This window comes from Pseudomonas sp. TH32, assembly GCF_016650855.1.
Classification (GTDB): Bacteria; Pseudomonadota; Gammaproteobacteria; order Pseudomonadales; family Pseudomonadaceae; genus Aquipseudomonas.
Genome location: NZ_JAEKFA010000002.1, coordinates 3858395 through 3871780, shown reverse-complemented (window position 1 = coordinate 3871780; position 13386 = coordinate 3858395). Strand labels below are relative to the sequence as shown.

The following is a 13386-nucleotide window of genomic DNA, read 5'->3' as shown; positions in this document are numbered from 1 at the left end:
ATCGCATTATCGTTCTTCCAACCCCGGCGCCTCGCGAATAATCAGGTGGTCCAGGTTCTCGATATTGGCACTGAACACGCCGAACGTTTGCTCGGGGTTCTTCTTGCTCGGCACCTGTTTCAGCTCCGGCGTTACCCCGTAGAAGAAGCAATACAAAGCCCGCTCACTGTCCACCGCCGCCTTGATCTGCTCCAGGAACGCTTTGCGCTTGCGGTAGTTCTCGATCAGTTTTTTGCTCAGGTAAACGTTGATGGAGTAGGGCTTCTTGTCGAGCCAGGCCTTCTTTTCGAAGTCGATGCGAAAGCTGCTGGTGTAGTCCTTGATCGCCTTGATCTTGCCCCAGTAGATCAAGCCTTTGTTGTCTTGCAGGTATTCGATCTTCTTGAAAAACGTCCAATAGGTCGCGGTGTGATCGCCGATCTTCAAGGGCATGCTTTTAAGCTTGTCCTTGTCGCCGATATTGGACACGTAGCACTCCACCGGGTGGGCGAAGACGCTGGTTTTGTCCGGGGTGGTGTCGCTTGAGCTGTAAGACACGGCGCTGCGGGTTGTGGGCGTTTTCGGTGGTTCTTGTGGGGTGCCACCCTCGGCACCGATCACCGGTGTCTTGCGTTCGTACTGGCGTCGCGTCAGGACAAATTCCGACGGGAAATTCTCCTCCGGACCATCCTCAGCTTCACCTTTTCCGGCCTGGCGGCTGGCGTAGCGGCAGCCTTCGATATGCCGGGTGCTGGGGACATTCTTGAAGTGCGGTGTGCGCAGGTAGTTGACGTTTTTCGCATTGAACGTGCCTAGCACATTGCCTGCCGCAAACGCCGCCCGGCATTCGTCGTTGGGGCACAGGAAGCTGTCCTTGTCGGAATCGAAGGCGGCGGTTTCGTCGAAATTCAGGTCGCGCACGTCATAGATCGACAGCTTGTCGTCGAGACTCAGGCTGTAGGCCGTGTCGAATTTCATGGGGCTCGGGTCCGTGAGAGATTTCGCTATTAATAGCGGGATATCGCGCAAATATCAGCAGAAATCACGTACGCACCGTCACCCGCCGGCCACTCAAGAAGCACAAGGTGCCGCCCACCGCCGTCAGCCCGCTCAATACATAGAACATCGAGGCGGGCGAGGCATTGATCAGCAGATAGCCGCAGATCACCGGGCTCAATGCGCCGCCAAATGCCGCCAGGTTCTGCGCACCGTAATAGCTGCCGCGCAGGGCGTCGGGGGCGATGGTGTCGATAAACAGGAACTCGGACGGGTAGATGATCATCTCCCCCAGGGTGAACACGAACATTGCGACACACCACGACACCAGGCCGTCCGCCATGCTGAAGCCGATCAGCCCCGCAATGAACAGCGAGGTGCCGAGCACGATCCAGTAGCGCAGCTGTTCTCGCTTGAGAAAGCGGCCAATCTGGTACTGCATCAGAATTACCGTGATGGCGTTGCACGCCAGCACCGCGGAGAGAATTTTCAGCGCGCTCTCCGGCTTGTAGGCCACCAGCAGAAACTGCGACAGATACAGGGTGTAGCGCCCGTGGACAATGGTGCTCAACAGGCTGCCACTGGTAAACAGGATCAAGGTGCGATCACTGCGCAACGTCCTCAGGGTGCTGAGAAAACTTAACGGCTTATTGCTGTCGTCGCGCTGGGTCGGCGGGATGCCGATCATCAGGAACAGGCTGCCAAAGGCAATAGCGCTGGCGATCAGGAACGGCGCCAAGGGCATCTGGCCCGCAATCACCACGCCGAGCATCGGGCCGGTGGCGTAGCCGACATTGGTCAGGGTGTAGCGCAGGGAAAACACCTTGGCGCGCTGGCCCACCGGCAGGTTCTCGCTGATGATCGCCTTGGAGCCGATCAGGAACAGCGCCGAAGCGGCTTCGGTGATCACCAGGGTCAGGGTGGTCAGGTACAGGTTGCTGGCAAAGGTCAGCAACAAAAAACCGATAGAGCTGGAGAGCATCGCCAGGATCAGCAGCTTGCGCTTTTCCAGGCGGTCGATGATGTAGCCGCCGTAGAGGCCCAGCAGGGTGGCGATGAACACGGCGATGCCCATCAGCAAGCCGATGTCTTGCTGGTTGAGGCCCAGGCGGGTGCTGAGCAACAGCGCGAGTAGCGGACTGGTCATGGCTCGGCTGACGACGATGGTCACCGAGCAGATCATCAGGCGGCGGATTACCAGGGAGTAGGTGGCCACGGTGGTGCGGATGTCCTTGTCATAAATGCGTAGTCAAACCGAGCATGGTTCTACAGATCAATGAAGATCAAATGTGGGAGCTGGCTTGCCTGCGATGGCGGTGGGTCAGCTTGTATATTCGTCGCCTGACTCACCGCCATCGCGGGCAAGCCCGGCTCCCACAGGGTTACGCGGTGTTACTGGCCGGCATTGATGCTGATTTTTTCCACCGCACCCTGCTCCAGGTCCCACTTCTTCAGGATCTTGCCGTACGTTCCGTCATCAATCATGCCCTGCAGTGCTTCGCTGATGGCCGTGACCAATTCGGTATTGCTCTTCTCAATCCCCAACCCGGTGAACTGCTTGGAAATCGCCAGGCCCACCGGCTTGTACTTACCCTTGTCCAGCGACATCAGGTAAGGAATGGTTTCACTGCCCTGCATCGCCGCATCCAGACGGTTCTGCTGCAACTGCGCCCGGGCATCCGCCGAGCCTTCAGTGCCAATCACCACGATCGCTGGCTTACCGGCTTTTTCGCAGTTTTCCTTGCTCCACGCGGCAATTTCCGACGGCCAGGTGGTACGTCGGCTGGTGCCGACTTTCTTACCGCACAGGTCAGTCAATTCCTTGAGGTCTTCACGCTTGGCCAGGGTGTAGAACTGCGGGCCGCTGGTGAAGTAGTCGATAAAGGTCACCGCCTTCTGGCGCTCGGCGGTGTCGCTCATGCCCGACAGCACGATGTCCACGCGCTTGGTGGTCAGGCCGCTGAGCATCTGTTCGAAGCCGGTTTCCTGCCACTTGATCTTTACCCCCAGACGTTCGGCCAGGGCGTTGCCCAGGTCAAAGTCCAGGCCGGCGAGTTTGTTGGTGGCGGTGTCCTTGAAATCCATCGGCGGGTAGTTCGGCACGATGGCCGCGCTGATCTCACCCTTGTCCTTGATCGCTGCCGGCAATGCCGCCAAAACCGAAGTGGAGGCCATCAGGCCTACGAGCAAACTTGGAAGAAACAGATTTTTCATGGGGGCGTTCTCGTTAGTTTTTTAGTTAAGTGCGAACGGCAGAAATAAAGCTTTGGGTACGCGGGTTTTGTGGGCTTATTAGAATTTCTTCAGGGCTGCCGGCTTCCACAATCTGGCCGGCATCCATAAACACCATGCGGTTGGACACTTCGCGGGCGAAGCCCAGCTCATGGGTGACCACAATCATGGTCATGCCGGTGGTGGCCAAGTCGCGCATCACCGACAGCACTTCTCCTACCAGCTCCGGGTCGAGGGCTGACGTGGGTTCGTCAAACAACATCAGCTTGGGGCGCATCGCCAACGCACGGGCAATCGCCACACGCTGTTGCTGGCCGCCGGACAACTCCACCGGGTAGGCATTGCGCTTGTCCGCCAGACCGACCCGGGCCAGCAACTCCAGCGCGTCCTCGGTGGCTTCCTTGGGTGAGCGCTTGAGCACCTGGCACGGGCCTTCGATGATGTTCTGCAACACCGTCATGTGCGGGAACAAATTGAAGCGCTGAAACACCATGCCGGTGGCCAGGCGCTGACGGGCGATCTGCGATTCATTCAATTCATGCAGCTTGTTGCCGACGACCCGGTAACCCACCAGTTCGCCGTCGACCCACAGGCCGCCCTTGTCAATTTTTTCCAACTGATTGACGCAGCGCAACAGGGTACTTTTGCCGGAACCGGACGGGCCGATAATGCACAGCACTTCGCCTTGTTCGACTTCCAGGTTGATGTCCTGCAACGCGTGGTACTGGTCGTAGTACTTGTTCAGGTTCACGGCCTTGACGATGCTTCTCATGGGCAAATCTCCTCAGTCAGGGCTTACGAACGCTTGCCGGCGCCGCGGGCAAAACGACGCTCAAGGCGGCTCTGACCGAATGAAAGAACAGTCACCACCGCCAGGTACCAGATGCCGGCAACAATCAGCAGCTCCATGACCCGGGCGTTGGCGTAGTAGATGTTTTGCGCGTTGTGCAGCAGCTCCGAGTACTGGATCACACTCGCCAGGCTGGTCATTTTCACCATGCTGATGAACTCGTTGCCTACAGGCGGAATGATCACCCGCATCGCTTGGGGCAGAATCACCCTACGCAGCGCCTGAAGGCTCGGCATACCGATGGACTTGGCAGCTTCGTACTGGCCGGTGTCCACCGACAACAGGCCGGCGCGCACCACTTCGGCGGTGTAGGCACCCTGGTTGATACTCAGGCCGAGGAGGGCGGCCACGAACGGCGTCATCAGGTCCACGGTGTCGATGCTGAACAGCCCGGGAATCGCGATCACCGGGAAAATCAGCGCCAGGTTGAACCACAACAGCAGTTGCAGAATCAGCGGCGTGCCACGAAACAGCCAGGTGTAGGTGATGGCCACGTAACGCAGGATCGGGTTGGCCGACATGCGCATGATGGCGGTGATCACCCCGATCACCACCCCCAGCGCCATGGCCAGGATCGACATGATGATGGTATTCACCAAGCCCCAGATAATCGCCTCGGACGTGAGGAACTGACCGATGTAGGACCATTCGATCTGACCATTGGCGAATGCACGCAGCAAGGCGGCCAGGGCGATCACGATCAACGTGGCGAAAAACATCCGCCCGTAATAGCGACGGGGCACGTGCTCGTACTGGGTGATATCGAACTGGTTCTCGGTCTGCTGGCGCTCGGCTTGCAAGCGCTCTGCCGGGGTTTGTTTCATGGTGACTCTCCAAAACAACGATCTAACTGGATACCAACATCCTTGTAGGAGCCCGGCTTGCCGGCGATTGCGCTTTCAAGAACGCTATCGCCGGCAAGCCGGACTCCTACAAGGTGGGCGCTAAATTCGAAAGCCGGTGTAACGCTCAGCCCACTGCTGCTGAGCTGCCAACGCCACCTTCAACCGCCCAATCTGCTCCCTTACCCGCTCCGGCGCCGTGCCACCCCAACCACTGCGCGCCGCAATCGCTGCTTCCAGGGTCAGGCACTCACGCACCTCAGGTGTCAGGCGTGTATCCACCTCCGCCAACAGCGCCGGCGAGGCTTCCCACAATTCAATCTCATGCTTCTCACAGGCCTGCACCAAGGCGCCGGTAATCTCATGCGCCTCCTTGAACGGCACACCACGGGTGGCCAACCAATCCGCCACCTCAGTCGCCAGGGTGAACCCCATCGGCGCCTGGCGCCGCAGCTCTTCCACCTGCACCTTCATCGTCGCGACCATCCCGGCCATCGCCGGCAGCACCAGCAGCAACGTATCCACACTGTCCAACACGCTGTGCTTGTCTTCACTCAAATCGCGGTTGTACGACAGCGGCAAGGACTTGAGCGTCGACATCAACCCGGTCAGGTTGCCAATCAAGCGTCCAGCCTTACCCCGCGCCAGTTCGGCAATGTCCGGGTTCTTCTTCTGCGGCATGATCGAGCTACCGGTGGCGTAGGCATCGTCCAACTGCACCCAGCGAAACTGCCGCGACGACCACAGGCAAAACTCCTCCGACAGCCGCGAAATATTCACCCCGAGCATGCCCGCCACAAACAGAAACTCCGCCACGTGGTCACGGCTGGCTACAGCGTCGATCGAGTTTTCGCACGGCCCGGTGTAACCCATCTCCTTGGCCGAATGTTCCGGCTGACGAGCAATCGCCGAGCCTGCCATCGCCGCAGCACCCAACGGCGACAACGCCGTGCGCGCATCCCAATCCACCAAACGCTGCACATCCCGCAGCATCGATTGCGCGTGAGCCAGCAAGTGATGGGCGAACACAATCGGTTGTGCTTGCTGCAAGTGGGTAAACCCCGGGCAGATGCTCTCGATATGCTGCTCAGCCTGGTCCACCAGCGCCTGCTGCAAACCCAGCACCTCGGTGGTGATGGTGCGCGCGTGGTCCCGCAGGAAGAGGCGCAAATCGTTGGCGGTCTGGTCATTACGCGAACGCCCGGCGCGCAGCTTGCCGCCCAAGGCGCCCAAACGCTCGGTCAACACCCGCTCGATGAAGGTGTGCACATCCTCGTCATCCAGCGTCGGGTGCAGGCGGCCAGCGGCAAAGTCCTCACCGATCCGGTCCAGCGCTTCCAGGGTGCGCAAGGTTTCCGACTCATCCAGCAACCCGGCGCGCTGCAACTCACGGGCATGGGCCCGGGAGCCGGCCAGGTCGTAGGGCGTCAGGCGGAAATAGCGCTCAGGGCAACGGGACAGCGCGGCCAAAGCAGCGGATGGGCCGGACTTGAAACGAGCACCCCAGAGGCGATCGGTGGGCTGAGACATGGTGTTCCTCACGCTTGTTTTTAGAAGTGACAAGCCCGGTGGACGAGGCTTGGCCTTATGGATTCGGAGGGCAGTAGCAAAACGAAAAGTCCTGATCGAAGTGTCAGGTTTTCATGGGCGTTAAATCAGCCGGTAAAAGCCGTTCAACCCGCTATATTCAAGGTTGCCAAGGGCGGTTAAGTATGTTCATTATTGCCGCCCGGCGATGTTCATGGAGTAGGTCAAAGCCTGTTGAATATGGCACTTGAGGTCAACACGTATTATGGAAACCCCACTTTCCAATTCTGGAAACATACCGCCAAAACCCGGCACAAGACCGCCCCTGCAACTCAGCGGCCTGGACTTCAAATTGCTGCGGGTGTTCAAGGCTGTGGTCGAAGCGGGCGGCTTCAGCGCGGCGCAGAATGAGCTGAATGTGGGCCTGGCGGCGATCAGCAAGCAGATTTCCGACCTGGAAATCCGCATCGGCATGCGCCTGTGCACACGGGGGCGGGAAGGGTTTGGCCTGACCGAAGAAGGCAAATTAGTCTATCAGGCGTCCATAGAATTATTTGCCTCGGTAGACAGTTTTCGAGACAAGCTTAGTTCGGCGCAGAATGAGCTGATTGGCGACCTTAGTGTGGGCGTTATCGATAACACCGTATCGGACGTTAATTCACCGCTGATTAAAGCGCTGGGAAAACTACATACAGAATCGCCAAAAATAAGATTACGCCTACATGCCTCGCAATTGGACGAAGTTGAACGGGGCGTGGTGGAAGGGCGGCTGATTGTCGGTATCGTGCCGGTGTACCAGCGCCGGGAAGAATTCGATTATTTCCCGCTGTACGAAGAAAAGTCCCACGCGTACTGCGCCGTCGGGCATCCGCTGTTCGAAGCGAGCAACATCAACGCAGATGTGTTGCGCCAGCATGAAGTGGTCAATCATCGGTACGCGATCCACAGCGACAAGGCCAACTTCGTCAGCTACGACAGCCAGTCCGCGTCGGCCTCACAAGTTGAAGCCGTGGCCATCCTCATCCTCACCGGCCGCTTCCTGGGCTTCCTCCCGGAACACTACGCCGCGCCGCTGGTGAGGGAAGGGCGCCTGCGCGTGTTATGCCCGGAGCAGATCCACCTGAGCACGCCGTTCAACGTCATCCTCAAACACAACACCCCGCGCAGCCCACTGGTAAAAGCCTTCGCAACGGCACTGGGTGTGGATCTCAAAGCGCCCATCTAGTGAATTCACACCACCCTAAGAACCTACAGAGCTCCCCTGTGGGAGCTGTCGAGCTTTAGCGAGGCTGCGATGGCATCAACTCGGTTTCCCTGCCCTCCCGAACCCTCAGCATCACCCCTGCACTCGACCCCTAGCACCCCATGCTAGTGCGCGATCACCGCAGTTGTTTGCGCTTCTTCTTCGCATGAAAATGCCGAAAATGCGCATCCTGCGCCGCCGCCAACAACTCCCGATCCCCGCGCGTATCACCCCAGGCCCTGAGCCGATACTCTCCCAGATCCCCATAAACCGCCTCAAGCCGAAGCACCTTATTCTCACACCGGCAGTTATTCCCTGTGAGCTTGCCGGTCAACACCCCGTCAACCACTTCCAGCTCAGTGCCAATCAACCTGATCCCAAGCCGATCCGCAAACGGCTGCAACACCAACGCCGGCGACGCTGAACACAACGTCACCACCGCTCCGGACTTCACCTCATCGGCCACCGATTGCAGCCCGGTTGGCCGCATCAACTTGTTCCAATACGCCTGGCAATACGCTTCAGCTTTCTCCTGAACCCACGCCTTGTCCACGCCGGTCATAAAGGTGCGGATCAACTGCGCCTTGAGCTCATCACGGCTGATGACGCGCAACAGAAACTGCGCGCCAGGCACCGCCAGCTTCACCATCCTGCGCAGGAATTCGCCTTTACCAAAGGCGAACTTCAGGAACGGCACGAAACTGTCGTGGTGGGTCAGGGTGCCGTCGAAGTCAAAGACGGAAAGTACTTTGGCATCCAAGGGGCCGGATTCGAGCATGTCTGGGTTCACGGGCGGGTCTCGGTCCTATCTACTATTTTTTGGAAGGTGCATCTGCTCTGACAGCAGGAGTTTACTCCGGTATCAATCTGTTGATTTTGGAGTAAAGCCCTTTGGTGAAAACATCCCGGTCGCTCGACCGGTGACACCGCTGATGGCAATTGGGGCACAAGGCTACAGCATTGGTGATGCGATCCGAACCCTTCTGGGCGAGGTGCCTGACGTGATGTACTTCAAGAAATGGCTGACCGTCGACCTCGAAAGGCGCGTTCGAGCCGCAACCTTCGCAGATGCCATCGACCTCATTCAATACCCAAGCGCGTACTTTGGGATCGCGAACATAAGTGGTACCGACAACGGACACTTTCTGTGGCTTCGCAATTCCTTCCGGCACCTTATCGATTGGCCGCTGCAGTAGCTTGGAGGCTCGGCGGACGAGGGTTTGCTCATCTGCAGTTTGGGCTGTTTCATCTGATTCAAATATACGAAAGGCGGTGAGAACTTTGCGAATCTGTTGTTCTACTCCCGAGCCCACGTTCTTTGCAGGTTTGTATCCCTTGATCCGGTCCAGGCCCATTTGGACCAGAACCGCAGAAATATTCTGCATACGAAATTCGATAGAGCCTTCTGTGCGGCCTGCGATTGGTCCCTGACGTAGCAAGCGGTTCTCATAGGCTTTGTTAAAACGTTGGCCGCTTTTTTCCCAGGCCAACATTTTCAAGTAAGCCTCTACCGCTGCGGCTAACTCCGCGTCGTCCCAGTCCGTTTTATCTTTTGTGATATCCATGCAGTCGCCAAAGGTAGAAAACCTTCGGACGATACTGAGTGGCCACTAACGCGTCCACGAAATTTCCTACCTGTCTGTCGGATTTGGCCTTCTGCAAATACAAAAAAGCCCTGATCAAGTCAGGGCTTTTTAGTTAGCTTAGGAATCAATCCCAGCTCAGCGCACCACCAGTCTGGTACTCGATCACACGGGTCTCGAAGAAGTTCTTCTCTTTCTTCAAGTCCATGATCTCGCTCATCCACGGGAACGGATTCGTCGTCCCTGGATACTCTTCCTTCAACCCAATCTGCGACAAACGACGGTTCGCGATGAACTTGAGGTAGTCCTCCATCATCGCCGCGTTCATGCCCAGCACCCCACGCGGCATGGTGTCACGCGCGTATTCAATCTCCAGCTGAGTCCCTTGCAGGATCATCTGGGTCGCTTCTTCCTTCATCTCGGCATCCCACAGGTGCGGGTTTTCGATTTTGATCTGGTTGATCACATCGATACCGAAGTTCAGGTGCATCGACTCATCCCGCAGGATGTACTGGAACTGCTCGGCCACGCCGGTCATTTTGTTGCGACGGCCCATGGACAAAATCTGGGTGAAGCCGCAGTAGAAGAAGATGCCTTCCAGGACGCAGTAGTACGCGACCAGGTTGCGCAGCAGCTCTTTGTCGGTCTCGACGGTGCCGGTTTCGAACTTCGGATCGGAGATCGAGCGGGTGTACTTCAAGCCCCAGGCGGCCTTTTTGGCGACCGATGGAATCTCGTGGTACATGTTGAAGATCTCGCCTTCATCCATGGCCAGCGATTCGATGCAGTACTGGTAGGCGTGGGTGTGGATCGCTTCTTCAAAGGCCTGGCGCAGGATGTACTGGCGGCACTCCGGGTTGGTGATCAGGCGGTACACGGCCAGGACCAGGTTGTTCGCGACCAACGAATCCGCAGTGGAGAAGAAGCCGAGGTTGCGCATGACGATGCGGCGTTCGTCGTCGGTCAGGCCTTCGGGGTTTTTCCACAGGGCGATGTCGGCGGTCATGTTGACCTCTTGCGGCATCCAGTGGTTGGCGCAGCCGTCGAGGTATTTCTGCCAGGCCCAGTCGTACTTGAACGGCACGAGTTGGTTGAGGTCTGCGCGGCAGTTGATCATGCGCTTTTCGTCAACGGCGACACGGGCGGCGGAGCCTTCGAGCTCAGCGAGGCCTTCGGCGACGTCGAGTTTGTCCAGCGCAGCCTTGGCGCGCACGATGGCGGCGGAGTCAGCGGCGGTGACGGCGCGGGCTTCGATGGCGGCAGCAGCGCCGGCACCGTCGAGGCGGTCCATGTTGGCTTCGGTGGCGTGGCCGGCGTTGGCGCCTTTGGCAACTACTTCGCCGTCTTCTTCTTTGTCGAACTCGTCCCAGCTCAGCATGACGTGTCGTCTCCTGCGTGAGGGCTCTAAGGTGCCCGTGTGAAACCGGATGGTTGGGTGTTCACACGGCCCAAAGGCCGCGGTGGATCTTAAGGAATCGTTTGTTGCAGCTAGCGCACGCATTAAACGGAATCAGGGTTACGGGTGTTCTGCTTGAGGCTTGAGGGGCGGAGCAGTGCTTGCGAGCTCCAGCGGGGGCCTCAGGTCTGGCTCTTCATCCCAGTGTAAAGGGATATTGCAGGCCCGATTTACCCGCGCATTATAGGGAAAAATTCGGCTTTGTGTTGCGGCGGATGGTCTCGGTGAGCGGCCAAAATGGTGGTGTTTGCAGCCAAGGTCCGGGTTTACAAGGCTTTGCCTGGCTTGGAATTTTTTGACGGGCGGTAGGCGTTTGTTTCGAGGCGCCGGAGCGGTGTTTATTCCAGCCCCAGCCCTTTACGGCCGAGGGCATTCAGTTGTGGTGCCATAAAGCGGTCTTTCCAGTCTTTCTCGTAGTCCTCCCGGGCAAAGTCATCCGGCGAAACCCCTTGCTCGAACGCTCGGAGCACATCCTTGGCGTACCGCTGGTTTTTCTGGCACATGGGCGCGGCGGGTACGTACATCACGTTGCCCCAACCCTGTTGGTTTTCGACGGGGGCGACGCTGTGGATCACGTCGCAGTGCCACCACACGGAATCGCCGGCCTGCACATCAGGGATCGGGGTCATGCCCTGGACCAGCAGCGGGTGCCATTTCTCTGAAATCGGCAGCACCTTTCCCGGCGCAACGCCGCACAATTCATCTTCAGGGACGTCGTCCAGCAACGGGCGCAGCAGCAGGTAGGCCATGGCCTTGGGGATCGGCAAGGTATGCAGCACGCCCTGGTCGGCCTGCATGTCGCACAGCGCGGTCCAGCCCTGGAAGGTGCGGAAGGCCGAGCATTTCACTGTGTCCTTGTAGGCGTATTCATCAACTTCGGTGCGATGCGCGGCGTCCCATGGGTCGTACGCCTTGAAGTCGTTGCGGTAGATCTTGTCGAACACCTTGAGGTAGGCGGGGTGCAGCCAGCGTTCCAGCGCGCCGGAATCGGTGTGCGGGCCAAGCCCTTTGGAGGTGGTGCCGGGTGGGCGGCGGCGCACGCGGTCGGGGTACAGCGCATTGATGTCCGGGTCGAACCATTGCCGGCCCTTGGAGTGGACGGTCCACAGGCGGTTGAGGAATGACTGTGCGGCGCCCATGCGTTCGTGTTGGCGCACCTGCATCTGGGCGTCGGACCAATAAATGGGGAATATTTCCGGGCGTGAGGCTTCGAGGTTGCCGAAGAAGTTGTCGGCCGGGCCGCGGTACACCTCGTCGAAATGGTTGTGGTCGAGGTAGTCCAGCAGGCTCTTGTCCCACCCGAGCACTTGCTGGCGGGGGAAGTGGTTGCGGATCACCAGGCAGCCCCGGCGCTTGATGAGTGCCCGTTGTTCCTCGGTGACTTGACCGTTGGCGATGGTCTCAAAGTCGAGTTCGGGCCACGCGGTAGTAGCCTTGATCGAGGCGATTTCAGCTCTGATGAACTCGCTGACCTCGGCAAACAGCGCGGGCACATCGCCGATTTGCGTGCGCAATGCCTTTTTCATCGCGACGATGCTGCGCTTGTAGTCGTCCGGCAGCTCGGCACATTCGAAGGCGTGGTAGTTGCTCATGGGGTGACCTGTATTGTTGTTGTGCATACAGGTATGGAATCACTCCGGCCTGCTCGGGCGGCAGCCTGATTTGGAGCGTTGAGCAGTACGATTCTGGCGTTTGTTGTAACGCGTGTAGAAGAATCGGCTTATTGAAAGTGATGCCCGTGCTGAGCCCGAAAGTGTGAAGGCGTCATGCCCTTGTGCGCCTTGAACTGCCGATTGAACAACGCCTGGGAGGCATAGCCTACCTGCTCGGAAATCGCGCTGACCGCCAGGTTGCCCTGCATCAACAGCGCGCAGGCGTGTCCGATACGCAGCCGAACGATGTAGTCCAGTGCCGTGCAGCGTGTGTGTTTGCGGAACATTCGGTGGAAGGCGGAGACGCTGACGCAGGCCATTTGTGCCAATTCGGGAATGCCCACAGGTTGCGCATAGTGGCCGTGCAAGTGGTCCAGGACGCGGCGGATGCGTGCGTCTTCCGTGATGTGAGGCGTCGCAACTTCTATCGCAATAGGCTGCGCGGCGATGTCCCGGGACAATGTGTTGAGCACAGTGAGCAACGAGATCAGCCGCTGTGAGGCGTCTTGCTCGACCATGGCTTCGATCACCGGCCGCAGTGCCCGGGACGTGGCGTCACTGAAGCTCAGTGCCTGCCGCGCTGCAGCCAACAGTGCGCGCGTCGACGCCATCTCCGGAAACAGCTGCACCAGCGAATCCGCCCAGGCCTCGGAAAACCAGATGACCAAGGCAATGTGCGGTTTGGCGGGGTCGATCAGCTCGGCGGAAGACCAGCTGTGGGGCACGTTCGGGCCCACCAGCACCAGGTCGCCATCATCGTACAGCGCCACATCGTTGCTGATATAGCGGTGCCCGCGGCTGTTGAGGGTCAGGGTCAGTTCGTATTCGGGATGGTGATGCCATTCAAACGGAATCGCCTCCGGTAGACGCCTGTTCAGCAGGGTCCAGGAGGTGTTCGCCTCGGTTGGGATTTTTTCGAAACTGGCTCGCATGAATGCATCCTGCCGTGCAGGTGAGGTGGCGGCGCCACAATCGTAGCATTCGATTCAAGCGGTGGGGGGGAGAAGCCGGCTCTTTGCCGCAAGA

12 protein-coding genes are annotated in these 13386 nt (G+C 58.7%); 1 reads left to right on the top strand and 11 read right to left on the bottom strand.

The window, feature by feature from the left end:
- Positions 1-6: 6 nt before the first annotated feature.
- The 6 genes from JFV30_RS21305 to argH form a co-directional block, all read right to left on the bottom strand.
- Entirely contained in the window at positions 7-957 is a 951-nt protein-coding gene (locus JFV30_RS21305) for a hypothetical protein (RefSeq protein ID WP_201125111.1), read from the bottom strand.
- Between the two features lie 64 nt (positions 958-1021).
- A complete protein-coding gene (locus tag JFV30_RS21300; RefSeq protein ID WP_169386048.1) occupies positions 1022-2191 on the bottom strand; it encodes an MFS transporter in 1170 nt (389 codons plus the stop codon).
- 176 nt (positions 2192-2367) lie between these two features.
- Positions 2368-3189, bottom strand: a complete 822-nt coding sequence (locus JFV30_RS21295; protein ID WP_201125110.1) for an ABC transporter substrate-binding protein — start codon at positions 3187-3189, stop codon at positions 2368-2370.
- Positions 3190-3214: 25 nt separating this feature from the next.
- Entirely contained in the window at positions 3215-3979 is a 765-nt protein-coding gene (locus JFV30_RS21290) for an amino acid ABC transporter ATP-binding protein (protein ID WP_003211502.1), read from the bottom strand.
- A gap of 23 nt (positions 3980-4002) precedes the next feature.
- On the bottom strand, positions 4003-4881 hold the full coding sequence (locus JFV30_RS21285) for an amino acid ABC transporter permease (RefSeq protein ID WP_003211504.1): 879 nt from the start codon (positions 4879-4881) through the stop codon (positions 4003-4005).
- A 120-nt stretch (positions 4882-5001) separates the two neighbouring features.
- On the bottom strand, positions 5002-6429 hold the full coding sequence (argH, locus tag JFV30_RS21280; RefSeq protein WP_010169780.1) for an argininosuccinate lyase: 1428 nt from the start codon (positions 6427-6429) through the stop codon (positions 5002-5004).
- Between the two features lie 262 nt (positions 6430-6691).
- On the opposite strand from argH, the gene JFV30_RS21275 reads away from it, so the two are divergent.
- Positions 6692-7651 (top strand): LysR family transcriptional regulator, encoded by a 960-nt coding sequence (locus JFV30_RS21275; RefSeq protein WP_201125109.1) that lies wholly within the window; start codon positions 6692-6694, stop codon positions 7649-7651.
- A gap of 154 nt (positions 7652-7805) precedes the next feature.
- On the opposite strand, the gene JFV30_RS21270 is transcribed toward JFV30_RS21275, so the two are convergent.
- The 5 genes from JFV30_RS21270 to JFV30_RS21250 form a co-directional block, all read right to left on the bottom strand.
- Entirely contained in the window at positions 7806-8447 is a 642-nt protein-coding gene (locus JFV30_RS21270) for an HAD-IB family hydrolase (RefSeq protein ID WP_201125108.1), read from the bottom strand.
- A gap of 73 nt (positions 8448-8520) precedes the next feature.
- The gene (locus JFV30_RS21265; protein ID WP_201125107.1) at positions 8521-9234 is read right to left on the bottom strand and encodes an HNH endonuclease; all 714 of its coding nucleotides are present in this window, start codon (positions 9232-9234) and stop codon (positions 8521-8523) included.
- Between the two features lie 145 nt (positions 9235-9379).
- On the bottom strand, positions 9380-10630 hold the full coding sequence (locus JFV30_RS21260; protein WP_023659243.1) for a ribonucleotide-diphosphate reductase subunit beta: 1251 nt from the start codon (positions 10628-10630) through the stop codon (positions 9380-9382).
- 416 nt (positions 10631-11046) lie between these two features.
- Positions 11047-12300, bottom strand: coding sequence for a DUF1479 domain-containing protein (locus JFV30_RS21255; protein WP_201125106.1), 1254 nt, complete (start codon positions 12298-12300; stop codon positions 11047-11049).
- 128 nt (positions 12301-12428) lie between these two features.
- Entirely contained in the window at positions 12429-13292 is an 864-nt protein-coding gene (locus tag JFV30_RS21250; protein ID WP_201125105.1) for a helix-turn-helix domain-containing protein, read from the bottom strand.
- Between the last annotated feature and the right edge of the window lie 94 nt (positions 13293-13386).